15 protein-coding genes are annotated in these 17,290 nt (G+C 39.3%); 12 read left to right on the forward strand and 3 right to left on the reverse strand.

From position 1 onward, the window contains the following. Window positions 1-16 precede the first annotated feature (16 nt). The 7 genes from OO7_RS14750 to OO7_RS14780 all read left to right on the forward strand — a co-directional run bounded on the left by OO7_RS14750 (window position 17) and on the right by OO7_RS14780 (window position 7,523). Window positions 17-790 (forward strand): nucleoside-specific channel-forming Tsx family protein, encoded by a 774-nt coding sequence (locus OO7_RS14750; RefSeq protein ID WP_008916733.1) that lies wholly within the window; start codon window positions 17-19, stop codon window positions 788-790. A 425-nt stretch (window positions 791-1,215) separates the two neighbouring features. Next, the gene (gene cyoA / locus OO7_RS14755; protein ID WP_043892737.1) at window positions 1,216-2,163 is read left to right on the forward strand and encodes a cytochrome o ubiquinol oxidase subunit II; all 948 of its coding nucleotides are present in this window, start codon (window positions 1,216-1,218) and stop codon (window positions 2,161-2,163) included. Window positions 2,164-2,167: 4 nt separating this feature from the next. Next, entirely contained in the window at window positions 2,168-4,159 is a 1,992-nt protein-coding gene (gene cyoB / locus OO7_RS14760; RefSeq protein WP_008916735.1) for a cytochrome o ubiquinol oxidase subunit I, read from the forward strand. Continuing rightward, window positions 4,149-4,763, forward strand: coding sequence for a cytochrome o ubiquinol oxidase subunit III (locus tag OO7_RS14765; RefSeq protein WP_008916736.1), 615 nt, complete (start codon window positions 4,149-4,151; stop codon window positions 4,761-4,763). Before cyoB ends, OO7_RS14765 begins: the two co-directional genes overlap by 11 nt. Then, window positions 4,764-5,096: a cytochrome o ubiquinol oxidase subunit IV gene (locus OO7_RS14770; protein WP_008916737.1), complete on the forward strand. Its 333-nt coding sequence runs from the start codon at window positions 4,764-4,766 to the stop codon at window positions 5,094-5,096. It abuts the gene before it with no gap. A 12-nt stretch (window positions 5,097-5,108) separates the two neighbouring features. After that, window positions 5,109-5,996, forward strand: a complete 888-nt coding sequence (gene cyoE, locus OO7_RS14775) for a heme o synthase (protein WP_008916738.1) — start codon at window positions 5,109-5,111, stop codon at window positions 5,994-5,996. A gap of 159 nt (window positions 5,997-6,155) precedes the next feature. Further along, a complete protein-coding gene (locus OO7_RS14780) occupies window positions 6,156-7,523 on the forward strand; it encodes an MFS transporter (RefSeq protein ID WP_008916739.1) in 1,368 nt (455 codons plus the stop codon). A 39-nt stretch (window positions 7,524-7,562) separates the two neighbouring features. Here the strand turns inward: OO7_RS14780 and OO7_RS14785 are convergent, their stop codons facing one another. Further along, the gene (locus tag OO7_RS14785) at window positions 7,563-8,054 is read right to left on the reverse strand and encodes a YajQ family cyclic di-GMP-binding protein (protein ID WP_008916740.1); all 492 of its coding nucleotides are present in this window, start codon (window positions 8,052-8,054) and stop codon (window positions 7,563-7,565) included. A gap of 121 nt (window positions 8,055-8,175) precedes the next feature. Here OO7_RS14785 and panE point away from each other — a divergent pair, with 121 nt between their 5' ends. Both panE and yajL read left to right on the forward strand, forming a co-directional pair. Beyond that, on the forward strand, window positions 8,176-9,087 hold the full coding sequence (gene panE / locus OO7_RS14790) for a 2-dehydropantoate 2-reductase (RefSeq protein ID WP_008916741.1): 912 nt from the start codon (window positions 8,176-8,178) through the stop codon (window positions 9,085-9,087). Continuing rightward, window positions 9,050-9,646 carry a protein deglycase YajL gene (gene yajL, locus OO7_RS14795; RefSeq protein WP_008916742.1) on the forward strand — a complete coding sequence of 199 codons (597 nt, stop codon included), beginning with the start codon at window positions 9,050-9,052 and terminating at the stop codon, window positions 9,644-9,646. The genes panE and yajL overlap by 38 nt, the downstream gene beginning before the upstream one ends. Before the next feature lie 91 nt (window positions 9,647-9,737). Here yajL and thiI read toward each other — a convergent pair whose 3' ends face one another. Next, the gene (gene thiI, locus OO7_RS14800; protein ID WP_008916743.1) at window positions 9,738-11,189 is read right to left on the reverse strand and encodes a tRNA uracil 4-sulfurtransferase ThiI; all 1,452 of its coding nucleotides are present in this window, start codon (window positions 11,187-11,189) and stop codon (window positions 9,738-9,740) included. A gap of 220 nt (window positions 11,190-11,409) precedes the next feature. Here thiI and xseB point away from each other — a divergent pair, with 220 nt between their 5' ends. The 3 genes from xseB to dxs all read left to right on the forward strand — a co-directional run bounded on the left by xseB (window position 11,410) and on the right by dxs (window position 14,571). Further along, window positions 11,410-11,661 carry an exodeoxyribonuclease VII small subunit gene (gene xseB / locus OO7_RS14805; protein WP_008916744.1) on the forward strand — a complete coding sequence of 84 codons (252 nt, stop codon included), beginning with the start codon at window positions 11,410-11,412 and terminating at the stop codon, window positions 11,659-11,661. A 3-nt stretch (window positions 11,662-11,664) separates the two neighbouring features. Continuing rightward, window positions 11,665-12,582 carry a (2E,6E)-farnesyl diphosphate synthase gene (gene ispA, locus OO7_RS14810; RefSeq protein ID WP_008916745.1) on the forward strand — a complete coding sequence of 306 codons (918 nt, stop codon included), beginning with the start codon at window positions 11,665-11,667 and terminating at the stop codon, window positions 12,580-12,582. Window positions 12,583-12,705: 123 nt separating this feature from the next. Then, on the forward strand, window positions 12,706-14,571 hold the full coding sequence (gene dxs / locus OO7_RS14815; RefSeq protein ID WP_008916746.1) for a 1-deoxy-D-xylulose-5-phosphate synthase: 1,866 nt from the start codon (window positions 12,706-12,708) through the stop codon (window positions 14,569-14,571). Between the two features lie 160 nt (window positions 14,572-14,731). On the opposite strand, the gene OO7_RS14820 is transcribed toward dxs, so the two are convergent. Then, window positions 14,732-16,960, reverse strand: coding sequence for a TonB-dependent receptor domain-containing protein (locus OO7_RS14820; protein WP_043892922.1), 2,229 nt, complete (start codon window positions 16,958-16,960; stop codon window positions 14,732-14,734). Window positions 16,961-17,290: the final 330 nt, after the last annotated feature.

The following is a 17,290-nucleotide window of genomic DNA, read 5'->3' on the forward strand; positions in this document are numbered from 1 at the left end:
ACGAAAATAATATATCATGAAAAAACAACTTCTCTGTGTCGCAGCACTTGCATCCCTTGCTGGAACAGCTAATGCTGACGACTTTCTTGGCTATCAGAATGGTTTCGCGGACATCAATGTCAACTATTTAGATTGGTCTCACCGAACAGAAACCAAATCAGAATACACATCACGCAAAAAAGATTTTGCTTACATTGAGTTAGAAGGCGGCGCTAACTTCAATTGGGGTGAGCTATATGGATTTTTTGATGTTGAAAATCCATTTCATAAACGTCGTACTGAGCCAGGTCGTAACCAACGCTACACCATTAAAACCACAGCTCGAGTCTATTTAGGTGATACAGGTTTTAACGCTTACGGGCACGTGTATGGTACTTGGTCATTACCGGGTGCTAAATATGGTGGGAATTTCCATGAAGTTAACACGTTATACGGCTTAGGCTATAACACTGGCTTTGGTGATTTCTGGTTCAAGCCATTTGTTGCTCTACATTATGTAGATCAAACTTATTATTCAGGTAACAACGGTTATGTTGTTGGCTGGGTAGCTGGCTATGGTTTCAAAGTGTTTGAAGAAAACTTCATGATCACCAACTGGCATGAAATGGAGTTTGCTCGCCATAAACGCTACGGCAATGGTGGTCGTGATGGCGTCAATGGTGCCCTTGCATTCTGGTGGAATGCCACTCCAAACTTAGCTGCTGGTGTGCAATATCGTTATGCAGATAATAAACTGGGTGAAGATTTTTATCAGGACGGAATTATTTACACATTAAAATACACGTTCTAAGCCGTTAGTATGATTTTTCCAAAAAATAAATTTTCTTATTTATTTTCAATGCATTAAGATTATTTATTATTATTTCACCGATAAGACAAGATTTTTTGTCTTATCGGCATAAAAATATATTTTTAGTAACCATTCCTATTCCATTCTTACAATTAATCCATTCTTTTTTAGAGTGCATTTATGTATATTTTTCTTTGAAAAATTACAAAGTTATTTTATTATTAGCAAATATTTATCACATCAAAACGTCCACTCGCATTATTTTTAACCTTTTTGCTATAAATCCTTCACATGTGATCATATTAACATAAAGAGCTAACAATTCGATTTCTTTACCTTACAATTGTTTACACTAACATAACGTTACCGTAGAATGCCCCCACTGATGAAACGACAATTAGAATCTTTGTCATTTGGGGTCGTGGATGAGACTTATGAACTACAAAAAAAGCATTGGGGCAATCTCACTGGTTGTTGCTGCCTTATTACTAGGCGGTTGCGATATGGTGCTGATGGATCCAAAAGGCGCTGTTGGCGTTAAACAAAAAGAGCTGATTCTTATTGCAATCGGCTTAATGCTCATTGTTGTGATTCCAGTAATTTTCATGGCATTTATCTTTGCAATGAAATATCGTGAATCCAATAAATCAGCAACATACCGTCCTAACTGGGCTCACTCAAATAAAATTGAGTTGGTCTGCTGGACTGTTCCTATCATTATTATCATTATTCTAGGTGCTATCACTTGGAAAACGACTCATGAGCTTGATCCCTATAAGCCATTAGTTAGTGATCAGGAACCTGTCACCATTGAAGTCATTTCTGCTGACTGGAAATGGATATTTATTTATCCAGAGCAAGGTATTGCCACAGTTAACGAAATTGCATTCCCTACTGGTGTACCAGTTAATTTCAAAATTACGTCTGATTCTGTGATGAACTCGTTCTTCATTCCATCTTTAGGTGGGCAAATCTACGCAATGGCTGGTATGCAAACAAAACTTCATTTAATCGCTAATGAACCGGGTACTTATAAAGGCTTCTCAGCAAGCTATAGTGGTCATGGTTTCTCTGATATGAAGTTTAATGCGATTGCAACGCCAGACCGCCAAGGTTTTGATGAGTGGGTACAAAAGGTGAAAGCTTCACCTAAAACAATGGACACAATGCAAGCTTTCGATGAAGTCGCGAAGCCAAGCATGAATGTTCCTGTTACCTACTTCTCTAGCGTGAAACCTAACCTCTATGACGACATTGTTCTCAAGTTTGGTCATGAGCACCATAAAGGTCACGCTCCTGTAGATTCGCAAGAAGCGTCTACAGGTCATTCTATGCATATGAGCCATGCAGCTCATGCTGGCGCAGAGGAATAAGGGCATGTTCGGAAAATTAACACTCGATGCAATTCCGCTCCATGAGCCTATTATCGTCTTTACACTTATTGCTATCGTCATCGGCGGTCTTGCTGTTGTTGGTGCAATAACGTATTTCGGTAAATGGAAATGGTTGTGGAAAGAATGGTTAACATCTGTTGACCATAAAAGAATTGGTATCATGTATATCATCGTCGCAATGGTCATGTTGTTCCGTGGCTTTGCGGATGCCATCATGATGCGTGGTCAGCAGGTACTTGCTTCTGCTGGTCAAGAAGGGTTCTTGAATCCTCATCACTATGACCAAATCTTTACAGCTCACGGCGTTATCATGATTTTCTTCATGGCAACACCTTTTGTTGTTGGTCTGATGAACCTCGTTGTACCACTACAAATTGGTGCTCGTGATGTCGCCTTCCCATTCCTAAACTCACTGAGCTTCTGGTTCTTTGTTGTGGGTGTTGTGCTAATCAATATCTCGTTAGGGGTAGGTGAATTTGCACAAACAGGTTGGTTAGCATATCCGCCATTATCCGGCTTGGAGTACAACCCTGGTGTCGGGGTCGATTATTGGCTCTGGAGTCTCCAGATATCCGGTATTGGTACATTACTAACAGGGGTTAACTTTATCGCGACAATTATCCGTATGCGTGCACCGGGTATGTCGATGATGAAAATGCCAGTATTTAGTTGGGCAGCTCTTTGTACTAACGTATTGATCGTTGCTGCATTCCCAATTCTAACTGTGACACTAACTCTTCTGACATTAGACCGTTACCTTGGAACCCATTTCTTCACTAATGATATGGGTGGCAACATGATGATGTACATCAACCTGATTTGGGCCTGGGGCCATCCAGAGGTGTATATTCTTGTTCTGCCAGTATTCGGTGTGTTCTCAGAAATTGCTGCAACATTCTCCAAAAAACGGCTGTTTGGTTATACCTCTTTGGTATGGGCAACCATCGTTATTACCATCATGTCCTTCATCGTTTGGTTACACCACTTCTTTACGATGGGATCAGGAGCAAATGTTAACGCCTTCTTCGGCATAGCAACCATGATCATCGCAATCCCAACTGGGGTTAAGATTTTCAACTGGCTGTTTACTATGTACCAAGGTCGTATTGAATTTAAATCACCAATGCTATGGACTATCGGTTTCATTATTACCTTCTCTGTAGGTGGTATGACTGGTGTTCTACTTGCAGTACCTGGTGCTAACTTCGTTCTACATAACAGCTTGTTCTTAATTGCTCACTTCCATAACGTTATCATTGGTGGTGTTGTATTCGGCTGTTTCGCTGGTATGACATACTGGTTCCCGAAAGCATTCGGTTTCACCTTGAATGAAAAATGGGGTGTTCGCGCATTCTGGTTCTGGATTGTTGGTTTCTTCTTAGCATTCATGCCGCTATACATACTTGGTTTTATGGGCATGACGCGTCGTTTAAGCCAAAATATTGACCCTGAGTATCACTCAATGTTAGTTGCCGCTGCTTGTGGTGCTGGCTTGATTGCGCTTGGTATTGCATGTCAAGTTATCCAAATCATCGTCAGTATCCGTGATCGTCACCAAAATCTTGATTTAACAGGTGATCCATGGGGTGGACGTACTCTTGAGTGGGCAACATCATCACCACCACCATTCTATAACTTCGCGATTGAACCAAATGTTCAAACCCGTGATGCTTGGTGGGACATGAAAGAGAAAGGCATTGCTTATAAAAAACCAACTTCATATGAAGAAATTCATATGCCAAAAAATACAGGTGCAGGTGTGATTATTGCTGCATTTAGCCTGATATTTGGTTTTGCAATGATTTGGCACATCTGGTGGCTCGCAATCGTTGGTTTCGGTGGCATGATTGTCACTTGGATTGTAAAAAGCTTCGACGAAGATGTTGATTACTACGTACCTGTTGCTGAAATCGAGAAAATCGAAACTAAGCGCTTTGATGACCTACGTAAGGCAGGTGTGAACGATGTCAACTAATACAATGACTAATCAAAACTTAGCCCATGCAGAGCATGGGCACCATGATGCAGGCGGAACTAAAGTATTCGGTTTCTGGCTCTACATAATGAGCGATTTGATCCTGTTTGCTTGCCTGTTTGCCACTTATGTTGTTCTAGCAGATGGCACCGCTGGTGGTCCTGAAGGTAAAGATATCTTCAGCCTGAAGTTCGTTTTAGGTGAAACATTCCTGTTGTTATTCAGTAGTATCACCTACGGCTTTGCTATGCTGGCAGTGCATAAAAGAAAAATTGCGTCTGTTAATTTATGGTTATTCGTCACTTTCTTGCTTGGCTTAGGCTTTGTCATTATGGAAGTTTATGAATTCCATGAACTCATTGCAGAAGGCTTCGGTCCAGACCGCAGTGGCTTCCTATCTGGCTTCTTTGCTCTGGTAGCGACTCACGGTATTCACGTAACTTGTGGTTTAGTTTGGATTATCATTATGATCATTCAAGTATCACGCCGTGGTCTGACCGATGTAAACCAAACTCGTTTGAACTGCCTAAGTTTGTTCTGGCACTTCTTAGACGTTGTTTGGATCTGTGTATTTACCGTTGTTTATCTTCTGGGGGCAATATAAATGAGTCACGCAAAAGATGCTCATACTGGAGCAAGCCACGGTAGCATGAAGACTTACGTGATTGGTTTTGTTCTGTCAGTTATTCTGACAGTCATACCTTTCTGGATGGTGATGGAAGGTACTGCATCACAAGCGGCTATTCTTTGGACTGTTGTCGGTATGGCTGTTGTGCAGATCCTTGTACATCTCGTATGCTTCCTGCACATGAACACATCATCAGATGAGCGCTGGAACCTGATTGCATTCCTGTTCACTATGCTAATCATCGGTATCGTTGTCATTGGCTCTCTGTGGATTATGTACAACCTGAACATCAATATGATGCTCGACTAAAGAGTTGCCGATATGTTTAAGCAATACCTGCAAGTGACCAAGCCAGGAATTATTTTCGGAAATTTAATTTCTGTGATCGGCGGTTTTTTACTTGCCTCAAAAGGCTCTATTGACTACCCGCTGTTTATTGCAACTTTGCTGGGTGTATCACTGGTCGTGGCTTCTGGTTGTGTATTTAACAACTATATCGACCGTGATATTGACCGTATCATGGAAAGAACTAAGAATCGCCCTTTAGTTAAAGGGCTGATTGACCCGAAAGTTAGCCTGATTTATGCCTCTGTACTAGGTATTGCTGGCATGCTGCTACTTTTAGTCGCAGCTAATGCTCTTGCAATGCTCCTCGCAGTGATTGGTTTCATTGTGTATGTTGGTGTGTATAGCCTATATATGAAGCGTAAATCAGTTTATGGCACGCTAATTGGCAGTCTGTCTGGTGCAGCTCCACCGGTTATCGGTTACTGTGCCGTCACAAATGAATTTGATGCAGGTGCTCTTATCCTGCTGTTAATTTTCAGCTTGTGGCAGATGCCTCATTCGTATGCTATCGCTATATTTCGCTTTAAAGATTATAAAGCTGCCAATATTCCTGTACTGCCAGTTATTAAAGGGATCTCTGTCGCGAAGACACATATTTTCTTATATATTTTGGCATTTATGATTGCAACACTCATGTTAGCAATTAGTGGATATGCAGGTTATAAATACCTAATCGTTGCAGCTGCTGTCAGTATTTGGTGGTTAGGCATGGCGATTTCAGGGTTTAAAACTGAAAATGATGATCGCGTTTGGGCAAGAAAGCTGTTCGTTTTCTCCATCGTTGCGATAACATCACTCAGCATTATGATGTCTGTAGATCCAACAGTTTCAACAGATTCTGTTATCGCTTTCGTGAGATAATTTCCAGCAACATAATTTGACATAACAAAAATGGCAGGTATTACCTGCCGTTTTTATTTAATATCTCACCATCAGCCAAGATATGGCTAAAATATTCATTTCCTTATCCTAAGGTTCCCCAATAGAATAACCCCTTTTGTTTATATCTGAGGCTTTACCATGAACGATAACAAAATGACTCTCGCTGAATTACGTTCCACATGGGGGCTTGGTTCTGTATTTTCCCTTCGAATGCTAGGGATGTTCATGGTGCTGCCAATCCTGACCAGCTATGGTATGCAATTACAAGGGGCAACTGAGTTTCTTATCGGTGTCGCTATCGGTATTTATGGATTAAGCCAAGCCATTTTTCAAATTCCCTTTGGTTTGATGTCAGATAGAATTGGCCGCAAGCCGTTAATTATATTTGGTCTGATCATTTTTATTATTGGTAGTGTGATAGCTGCATTAAGTGATTCAATTTGGGGGATCATTATCGGGCGAGCATTACAAGGTGCTGGCGCAATTTCCGCTGCTGTCATGGCACTATTATCCGATCTCACCCGAGAACAAAATCGTACAAAAGCGATGGCATTTCTAGGAATTAGCTTTGGTATCACCTTTGCTATTGCGCTAGTTCTTGGGCCAATCATTACCCATTGGATTGGATTAAGTGGTCTATTTTGGGGAATTACGCTACTCGCAGCCGGTGCGATCCTCATGACGTTGTTTGTCGTCCCTAATAGTAATAAACATATTATTAACAGAGAATCTGCTTTTGTTAAGGGTAACTTACGGGCGGTTTTAACCCATCCACAATTATTGAAACTCAATATCGGTATTTTAAGTCTGCATGCATTATTAATGTCGAGTTTTGTTGCTCTCCCCCTGATTATGGAACATGCAGGCTACCTTGCCAAAGACCATTGGAAAGCTTACCTCATCACGATGTTAGTCGCATTTGTCACTGTGCTGCCTTTTATTATTTATGCAGAAAAGCACCGTAAAATGAAACAGGTTTTTCTGTTTTGTATTACGTTATTAGCACTTGCTGAAATAACTTTGTGGCTTTCAGGTAATAGCTTATGGATCATTTTTCTTGGTCTACAACTATTTTTTGTCGCTTTTAACATATTAGAAGCCATTCTTCCTTCTCTCATTAGCAAAGAAGCCCCAGCAGGTTATAAAGGAACTGCAATGGGTGTTTATTCCACAAGCCAATTTTTAGGTGTGGCAATAGGCGGAATTTTGGGTGGATGGTTATACGATTTGAATGGTGCAGCAACGGTATTTATAGGTGGGTTATTATTAACCGTGATTTGGTTTATTATCAGCATGACAATGCAGCAACCGCCCTATGTCAGCAGCATACGATTGGTATTACCTCATCGATTTAAAAATACTCAGAAATTACAGCAAACATTATTATCACAACCGGGTGTCCTTGAAGCGGTTATTATTCCTGAAGAGATGGGCATTTATATCAAAGTTGATAGAAAAATAACTTCCCGAGATCAGCTCGAAGCAATTATTCGTCAAGAAGATTGAAAAATAGCCCGCAACACATTGAGCTGCGGGCAAACAAGCTTAATCACGGAAATTATTAAATTGGAATGGTTGGCCTAAATCACTTGAACGCACGAGCGCCATTACAGATTGTAGGTCATCTCGCGATTTTCCTGTCACACGAACTTGTTCACCTTGGATTTGAGCTTGAACTTTTAGCTTACTATCTTTAATGGCTTTAACAATTTTCTTTGCAATGGCTGTATCAATACCTTGTTTCAAAGTCACTTCAACACTGTAACTCTTTCCACTGTGAACAATATCCTCTGGTACATTTAATACCGCACCATCAATACCGCGTTTTGCCATTTTTTCACGCAGAATATCTAATAGTTGTAACACCTGAAAGTCAGACTCACTTGTCACTTTGATAGATTCATTTTTCTCATTTAATTCAAAGCTGGCACTGACATTCTTAAAATCCCAGCGCGTAGTCAATTCGCGTTGTGCGTTTTCTACTGCGTTACGAACTTCATTCATTTCGACTTCTGATACAATATCAAATGATGGCATAGTTAAGATCTCCTGATAATCAATATGATGAATGATAGCTTCTTTCTATTAACAGCAAAAGTACTATACTGGAAATAAGAATTTACATGTGCCGTTATCGCTATATTCTTAGAGGGAATGTATGAAAATAACGCTAATTGGTTGTGGCGCAATGGGTAAATTATGGCTTGCTGCGTTAGCTCAACAAGGACATGATGTCCAAGGTTGGTTACGAATAGCTCAACCTGAAATATATATTGATGTTAATGAGCCTGATGACCGCTATTTTCGCGGCTTGCTCCCGTGTAACAGCATCAATCATCTTACGCATAGTGAACTTGTTATTGTCTGCTTGAAAGCATGGCAAGTTTCTGATGCTCTTCTGCCTCTACTTCACCAAATACCTGAGGTTTGTCCTATATTATTGCTTCATAATGGCATGGGGACGCTGGATGAGTTAGGTCCTTTAAAACACCCTTTTCTGGCTGGTGTCACCACACATGCCGCATGGCAAAATAATGACCAAGTATTTCATGTTGCTAATGGCATTACAGAAATAGGGGCAGTCAATTCATTAGCAGAGCCTTATTACCCTATTGCAGATCTATTACATAAAGCATTACCCGATGTAGCATGGTATAACCAAATTCTAGCAACTTGTTGGCGAAAACTGGCTGTAAATTGTGTCATTAACCCACTAACCGTGCTTTATGACTGTAAAAATGGCGAGTTAATGGCTCATCAAGTGCATATTGAAAAACTTATTACAGAAATCAACCAAGTGATTTCAATGGAAGGATTTCATGCGGATAAGGAACAACTTGCAGACTATATTTATAGCATCATTCATAGTACCGCAAATAACTACTCGTCGATGCTTCAAGATGTTCGCAATAAACGCCGCACAGAAATCGATTACATTACCGGTTATCTCATTAAACAAGCCAGAATGCATGGCCTTGACACGCCAGAGAATGATCGCATCTATCACTTAATTAAATATCAGGAAGAAAAAAATGACGGCTTCAGTGTTAATATGCATCGCCAATGGTAGTGAAGAGATAGAAACTGTCACCACTGCGGATTTATTAGTTAGGGCAGGAATTAATGTCACTTTAGCCAGTGTAACGGAAGATGGTTCTGTTGAAATAACAGCATCAAGAGGATTTAAAATTGTTGCTGATACGCCACTGATTAAGGTAGCAGATGAACCCTTTGATGCCATTGTCCTACCGGGCGGATTAGGTGGGGCTGAAACTTTCCGCGATAGTCCATTAGTCGTTGAAAAAGTAAGACGAATGCACCTTGATGGTAAAATTGTTGCGGCTATTTGCGCTGCACCTGCATTAGTTTTGGAGCATCACCAGCTTTTTCCAATTGGTAACATGACGGGTTTCCCTTCCATGAAGGATAAAATTGCAGTAGAAAAATGGGTTGATAAGCGGGTTTATTTTGATGAAAGAGTTAATTTACTGACGAGCCAAGGACCTGCGACAAGTTTCGATTTTGGATTAAAATTGATTGAATTACTCACTGGCAGAGAAAATGCAGCTAAGGTTGCAGAACAATTAATTTTACCACCCGGTATTAATGATTATCTTGACCGTGAATAAATAGAATAAACAAAAAGAGCTGATAAAACTTACCGCTTATCAGCTCTTTTTCTATTTAAATAATAACACCTATTTAAATCATAACACCGAATTAAGGGCGATATACCTTAACATTACTAAAACCTTGCTCTTGTAAATAAAGAGCTTGTAAGCGGCTCATCACACCACGGTCACAATAGAGCAAATAGGTTTTTTCTTTTGGTAAATCACCAAATTGAGTCCCGAGTCGATAAAATGGGATATGCTTAATTTCAATGCCTTCTATCACCAAAGGTTTATCTTCATGTTCATCTGGCGAACGAATATCGAGAATCACTTCATTATCCGCAGATAATTCATTCACCATCTCAACTTCCGCGATTTGTTCACGACTTTCTTCAGCAATTTTGCGAATATCAATATTATTCGATTCTGCAACCACTCGGTCTAAAATAGCGAAATCGAAGTTAGCTTCTTCAGCTTCAATTTTTGATTTAATTGCTTTAACCGTTGGGCTTTTTGAAATCACACCACAATATTCAGGCATTGTTTTAGCAAAATCTTCAGTACCAATGTGACGTGCTAATTTGATAATGTGTTCTTTATCATGAGAAATCAGTGGTCTTAAGATCAATGTGTCTGAAGCATTATCAATTAATCGTAGATTCGTCAACGTTTGGCTTGATACTTGCCCAAGCGCTTCACCAGTAACAATCGCTTGAACGCCATAGCGCTCTGCCACTTGAGAAGCTGCTCGTACCATCATTCGTTTTAAAACAACCCCCATTTGTCCGTCATCAACTTTCTCGAGAATCTCGGCAACAACGGGTTTAAAATTGACGGCAATAAAACGAACTTTATGTGAACTACCAAAGCGATTCCATAAATAATGGGCAATCTGTTTTACGCCAATTTCGTGAGCAGCACCACCCAAGTTAAAGAAGCAATAATGCACACGGCAGCCACGGCGCATAAGCATATAGCTAGAAACGCCAGAATCGAAACCACCTGAAATGAGTGATAACACATCTTCTTGTGTTCCGATAGGGAACCCCCCTATACCTTCATAACGTGCTTTAATGAGGATTAAATTTTCATCTTCAATCTCAATATTCACGGTAACATCAGGATCTTTTAGTTTTACTTTTGCAGAAGCAATGTGTTGGTTTAAGCCACCACCGATATAGCGTTCAGCTTCAATTGATGTAAACTCATGTTTACCTCTGCGTTTTACACGAACACAAAAGGTTTTATTTTCTAAAGAAGCACCATAAGCCTCATGCACCATTTCATAAATATGATGCAAGCTAGTAAACGGCTTCTCTTCAACTTCTAATATGTGGTGAATACCCGGAATACGGCCTAGAATGTCACAAATCTCGTCGTGCTTTGTTTCCCCTTTAACACGCACTTCAATGTTATCCCAATGGCGGACAACAGCAATTTCTTCACCTAATGGCTTAAGAACATTGCGAATATTGCTGGTAAGAATTTTTATAAAACGCAGCCTAACGGTTTGGCTTTTAATCGTAATTTCTGGGAACAACTTAATGATAAACTTCATAATAGCAGCACGATATAAGTTATAGGGGCACACGGACGTATTTTAAAAGCAACACACGTACAGGTTACCAATTGTCAATAAAGAGGCGTATTATAGCATCATCTTGCGCGCTGAATCTAAAAACACCAATAATAAATTGTATAGACCGCGAGACTAAGTTAGTCTGCTGGATTAACGAAAGACCTCTTATCAAATGATTAACAATTGTGATTGAAAAATTATGGCCAAAGAAAAATCTAAGCAAGCCCATGTTGCGAGCTTCGAAACATCACTAAAAGAATTGGAAGAAATCGTTTCTCGTCTCGAGTCTGGTTCACTGCCGCTCGAAGATGCACTTAATGAGTTTGAACGTGGCATTCAAATTGCAAAACAAGGGCAAAAAGTCCTGCAACAAGCAGAACAACGAGTGCAAATCCTGTTAAGTGATGACGAAACTAAAGCGCTTGATAATTTTTCACCTGACACCGAATAAACTATGCCTGAACAACATCTCGATAATTTTCTATTACAGCAACAACAAGCTGCTGAGCGCGTCAATCAAGCAATTCTGAGCGCATTAGATGCACTGCCTTTCTCTGATTTACCTCTCGCTAGCGCAATGAAGCATGGAGCATTACTGGGTGGTAAACGTTTACGCCCATTTTTAACGTATACAGTTGGAACAATGCTGGGTGTCAAAATAAACAACTTAGATATTCCGGCAGCGGCTGTTGAATGTATTCACGCATATTCACTTATCCATGATGATCTTCCCGCCATGGACGACGACGACTTACGCCGAGGTTTACCGACTTGCCATGTCAAATATGGTGAGGGTAATGCTATTTTGGCAGGCGATGCATTACAAACATTAGCTTTTCAGCTACTTTCATCTGGTTTAATGCCAGATGTAGCCGATAAAGATCGCATTGCTATGTTAGCTGAGCTTGCTTATTCAAGTGGTTTAGCTGGCATGTGTGGTGGACAAGCATTAGACCTTGAAGCCGAAGGTCAACAAGTTGACCTTGAATCTCTTGAACGAATTCATCAACATAAAACGGGTGCATTAATCCGGGCAGCCATCCGCCTTGGTGCTTATGCAGCAGGTAGCAAAGGACATGCAATATTAACCATGTTGGATAAATATGCAGCCTCAATTGGCCTCGCTTTCCAAGTACAAGACGATATTTTAGACGTGGTTGGTGATAGTGCCGTGACAGGTAAACGCCAAGGTGCTGATGCTCAGCATGAAAAAAGTACTTATCCTTCATTATTAGGTCTAGAAGCTGCGCAGGAAAAAGCCCGTGAGCTCTATTTTAGTGCATTAGATGCGTTAAAAGAGATCGAAGCTCAAGGCTATAACACCCAAACTTTGATAGCCTTAACAAATTTTATCATTGAACGAAAAAGCTAGTCAGGCAAAATACCGTTTTCATTCAAATTATTGATAAAAAAGTGGCATAATGAACGATCAAAACGCTGGGTATAACCAGCGCTATTTCTTTATTAACAATTATAAATAGTCGTGGGCCCCCTAATGAGTATTGATATCGCTAAGTATCCAACACTAGCGCTGGCAGAAACACCAGACGAGCTGCGGTTGCTGCCGAAAGAAAGCCTACCTAAATTGTGTGATGAACTCAGACAATTTTTACTTAGTAGTGTTAGTCGATCTAGCGGTCACTTTGCCTCTGGTTTAGGCACAGTCGAACTCACTGTTGCATTACATTATGTCTATAAAACACCATTCGATAACCTCGTCTGGGATGTTGGACACCAAGCTTACCCGCATAAAATTTTAACGGGTCGACGCGATCGGATTGATACCATTCGCCAAAAAAATGGGTTGCACCCTTTCCCTTGGCGTGCAGAAAGTGAATATGACACCTTAAGTGTTGGTCACTCTTCAACATCCATTAGTGCTGGTTTAGGCATGGCAATTGCCGCTGAAAAAGAGAATAAATCCCGCAAAACCGTGTGTGTTATTGGCGATGGCGCAATTACAGCAGGTATGGCATTTGAAGCAATGAACCATGCTGGCGATATCGCACCTGATATGCTTGTTGTGCTTAATGATAATGAAATGTCGATATCTGAGAATGTCGGCGCACTCAATAATCACCTTGCACATTTATTATCCGGTAAGTTGTATACAACTCTACGAGAAGGTGGCAAAAAAGTTTTTTCTAATATGCCGCCAATTAAAGAGCTACTAAAGAAAACAGAAGAACATATCAAAGGAATGGTTGTTCCTGGCACGATGTTTGAAGAGTTAGGATTCAACTATATAGGTCCTGTTGATGGGCATGATGTCTTAGCTCTAGTTCAAACGCTCAAAAATATGCGCGACCTTAAAGGTCCTCAATTTTTGCATATCATGACGAAAAAAGGTCGTGGTTATGAGCCAGCAGAAAAAGATCCTATTAGCTGGCATGCTGTTCCAAAATTTGATCCAAGCACATTTTCATTGCCTAAAAGCAAAGAGACGCGCCCGACATTTTCTAAGATTTTTGGTGACTGGCTATGTGATGAAGCAAAAAATGACGATAAGTTAATGGCTATCACACCAGCTATGCGTGAAGGTTCTGGCATGGTGCGCTTCTCCAAAGAGTACCCAGACCAATATTTTGATGTGGCGATTGCAGAACAACACGCGGTAACCTTTGCTGCGGGTCTCGCAATTGGTGGTTACAATCCGATTGTGGCAATTTACTCAACCTTCTTGCAACGTGGTTATGATCAGGTCATTCATGATGTTGCTATTCAGGAATTGCCTGTCTTATTCGCTATTGATAGAGCGGGTATTGTTGGTGCAGATGGGCAAACTCACCAAGGTTCATTTGATCTCTCTTTCCTGCGCTGTATTCCAACGCTTGTGATCATGACACCAAGTGATGAAAACGAGTGTCGCCAAATGCTCCACACAGGTTATCATTACCAAGATGGACCAAGTGCCGTGCGCTACCCAAGAGGAACGGGGACGGGTGCTGAACTTGAACCACTCACCTTGTTGCCTATTGGTAAAGGTGTTGTCCGTCGCCAAGGTGAAAAAGTCGCTATCTTATGTTTTGGAACATTACTACATCATGCCTTGGCTGCCGCTGAGCAACTCAATGCAACCGTTGTCGATATGCGTTTTGTAAAACCATTAGATGAACAGTTGATCCTTGAAATAGCTAGTACTCATGAATTATTGGTGACAATAGAAGAAAATGCCATTATGGGCGGTGCTGGAAGTGGTGTGAATGAATTCTTAATGCATGAGAAAAAAGTGATACCAACACTCAATCTTGGATTGCCTGATTTCTTCATCCCGCAAGGCACTCAAGATGAGCTCATTTCTGATTTAGGTTTAGACAGTGAAGGCATTGTAGACGCTATCGTGCAATATCAACAGAAGTAAATCAACAAAAGTATTAGGTCTATCGAGACAGTATCTTTCGCTATACAAACAATCCTCTGCATTTTGTCATTTCAAATACAGGGGATTTTTTATTGTGCAATTTATCTAGAGAACAATAAATAGAAGTATCAATCCGAGATACTTCTATTTTTTTACTGACTTAAAATTTAATACTGGTTCCAAGTGTAATGGTTCTTCCTGGTTCTGGAATAGCAATTACTGAGCCAGGCTGAATATAATATTCATCCGTTATATTATTAATCGTGGTATATACATTAATATCAGGCGTGATTTTATAATCGGCATATAAGTCAAATACATGAACAGGCATAATTTCTGTTACTGCTGATGCAGCCGTTCCTTTCATCCAGCCTGCTGGGTTATTTTTACCTGAATGATATTTATAATGAACACCTAAATCTAAATCATCATTAAAGAATTTTTTACCCAGTAGCACAGAAATATTCGTTTTCGTCGGAATTCGTGTTGGTGTTAATCCCCATGCGAATCCAAGTTCATTACAACTAGGACTATGACTTGTTTCACCTTGATATTTTGAACACACTTCTCGATTAGTATAAATCGTCGCTGATGCATTCGCATAAAATAGCGCGCCCGAATAATCAGCCGTTAATTCAACGCCCGATAGTTTTAAATTATCATAATTAGTGAAAGTATAAGTATCAGGCCAGCCCCACTGTTCTATTGGTGCTTGAATAACACCAGGAGAAATATAATTTTTAGTATTATTTATGAAATAACTCGTTTTTATATTTAATTGATCATTATGGTCTAATAAATCTACTTTATTGAATTTCAGACCTATTTCATTCTGAATCGATTCTTCCGGAGAAATATTAAAACGGGGATCGTAGCTAAAAACTTCATTCGATACCGTCGATTCATATAAACTCGGTATACGATAGGCTCTTGAAGATTTACCAAATACGCTCACATTTTTATTAAAGTGATAAGTTAACTCTGATGTTAAATCAAACTTAGGTGAGTATTTTAATTTATTATCTGCCTGATAATCAGTTGTTTCTGAACCATGCATATTGGTTCCCACAGAAATCTCAACCGGATATAAATCTAATGTCGCGTTAATAAATGTACTGTTTTCATTTCTTTTGCCATGACGCGATGTCTGTGTCGGAGACCAATAATCATCACGCTCATCATTCGGCTTTAATTCTTCTTCAAGAAGCGAGAAGCCATATTGCAAAGTTAATGGCACTGTATCAAATTCACTATTATTTGAAACGGTCAAACCTTTGCGATCATTGGTATAAGAATTTTGCCACTGTTCTACTTCACCACCTTTTTTCCATAGACCATTCAATTGATCTAATTTGGCATTTGTATACCAAATATTGGTATTGAAATTAATTTTATTATTATCTTGTGGTAAGTAATTATAATTTGCACTATACGCTTTTACCGCTGCTGTACCTAAAGGCCATTGGATCATAGAACCTTCATCAGCTCTAAACCATTTAGCAGCAAGTATCTCACCAGAATGCTGGCGATGATTTCTAAAAATGAACTCAATATTCTGTTCAGGTGTTAAATGAATGCCCGTCTTTAATAAAAATGAATCACTTTCAAAAGCTGTATTAACCACTTCTTCTGATTCAAAAACAGGAATTTCCTGACTATTTAATTTTTCAGTTGTTCCGTAATCACCAAAACCTTTACTACCTGCGTAATAGTTCCCATCTTTCTTTTTCGCATAAGCAATAATGGTATCAAATTTATCATTACGATAACCCCATGCTACCGTTGCAGAACCATTATTAAAATCAAATACACTTGGCGAAGATTTTAATCGACGAGCACTACCTTCTTTTTCAGGTTGAGTGGCTGATACATTATTATTACTTGTTCTCAACTTAATTAAAAAGCCACTATTCTCACCAGCTTTAATCACATCTTCAACAGACAGTGTTTTTATTTCAACTGTACCGCCAATAGCACCTGATTTAAAGTTATTACCATCCGTACCTTTGTAAATCTTCATATTACTAATAAGATCTGAGTCAATATAGGTTCTATCACTCACACCTTGATAACCCCTATTCGTATGCGTAGATTGCAAACTACCATCAATATAAATAGGTACTCGTCCTTCGCCCTGTAATCCTCTAATACCAATATCTAGTGCACCGGCTTCATTACGCATATTATTGCTCTGAACAGCAGTTACCGTAGAAAAAATATCAGCATTTGTACCGCCTTTTAATTTTTCTATTTGTTTACCTGATATTGTTTTTTCATCATATTTACTGGATGTGACTACCAGAGTATCAACATCATTTTTACCGTATGCTGTGACATTAAAGGCCAATATTGTTGTGCCTAATAGATAAATACTATTCTTTATTTTCATTATATAACCACGATTGAGGAGTACTTGATAGATAAACAAAAAATAAAATGAATAAATTTTGTAGTCCGCTATCTTAGCTATTTTCCCATCATCGTCAATAAAAATACGAATCAATATCATTCGCATAAGACCTTACTAAAAATAAGTTTTAATAATATTTATCTTCACAAAGCCAAATTTTATCATACCTTTAGTTATTGAATTTACCTTATATTTATAAAATTAACTATCATTAGCTAAATTAATAATAACCATAAGATTATTTACAATAATCAAAATTGTTAATAACAAATTAAAGTTAAATTCAACTAAATTAAAATTAACTCCTCT

This window comes from Providencia sneebia DSM 19967, assembly GCF_000314895.2.
Lineage (GTDB): Bacteria > Pseudomonadota > Gammaproteobacteria > Enterobacterales > Enterobacteriaceae > Providencia > Providencia sneebia.

Excerpts from the sequence above, each read along its gene's own strand:
- yajL (WP_008916742.1), top strand. The coding sequence starts at position 9,050 with ATGACGGCTTCAGTGTTAATATGCATCGCCAATGGTAGTGAAGAGATA.
- ispA (WP_008916745.1), top strand. The coding sequence starts at position 11,665 with ATGCCTGAACAACATCTCGATAATTTTCTATTACAGCAACAACAAGCT.
- OO7_RS14750 (WP_008916733.1), top strand. The coding sequence starts at position 17 with ATGAAAAAACAACTTCTCTGTGTCGCAGCACTTGCATCCCTTGCTGGA.
- OO7_RS14770 (WP_008916737.1), top strand. The coding sequence starts at position 4,764 with ATGAGTCACGCAAAAGATGCTCATACTGGAGCAAGCCACGGTAGCATG.
- OO7_RS14820 (WP_043892922.1), bottom strand. The coding sequence starts at position 16,960 with ATGAAAATAAAGAATAGTATTTATCTATTAGGCACAACAATATTGGCC.
- OO7_RS14765 (WP_008916736.1), top strand. The coding sequence starts at position 4,149 with ATGTCAACTAATACAATGACTAATCAAAACTTAGCCCATGCAGAGCAT.
- cyoE (WP_008916738.1), top strand. The coding sequence starts at position 5,109 with ATGTTTAAGCAATACCTGCAAGTGACCAAGCCAGGAATTATTTTCGGA.
- thiI (WP_008916743.1), bottom strand. The coding sequence starts at position 11,189 with ATGAAGTTTATCATTAAGTTGTTCCCAGAAATTACGATTAAAAGCCAA.
- OO7_RS14780 (WP_008916739.1), top strand. The coding sequence starts at position 6,156 with ATGAACGATAACAAAATGACTCTCGCTGAATTACGTTCCACATGGGGG.
- cyoA (WP_043892737.1), top strand. The coding sequence starts at position 1,216 with ATGAGACTTATGAACTACAAAAAAAGCATTGGGGCAATCTCACTGGTT.
- dxs (WP_008916746.1), top strand. The coding sequence starts at position 12,706 with ATGAGTATTGATATCGCTAAGTATCCAACACTAGCGCTGGCAGAAACA.
- xseB (WP_008916744.1), top strand. The coding sequence starts at position 11,410 with ATGGCCAAAGAAAAATCTAAGCAAGCCCATGTTGCGAGCTTCGAAACA.
- panE (WP_008916741.1), top strand. The coding sequence starts at position 8,176 with ATGAAAATAACGCTAATTGGTTGTGGCGCAATGGGTAAATTATGGCTT.
- OO7_RS14785 (WP_008916740.1), bottom strand. The coding sequence starts at position 8,054 with ATGCCATCATTTGATATTGTATCAGAAGTCGAAATGAATGAAGTTCGT.
- cyoB (WP_008916735.1), top strand. The coding sequence starts at position 2,168 with ATGTTCGGAAAATTAACACTCGATGCAATTCCGCTCCATGAGCCTATT.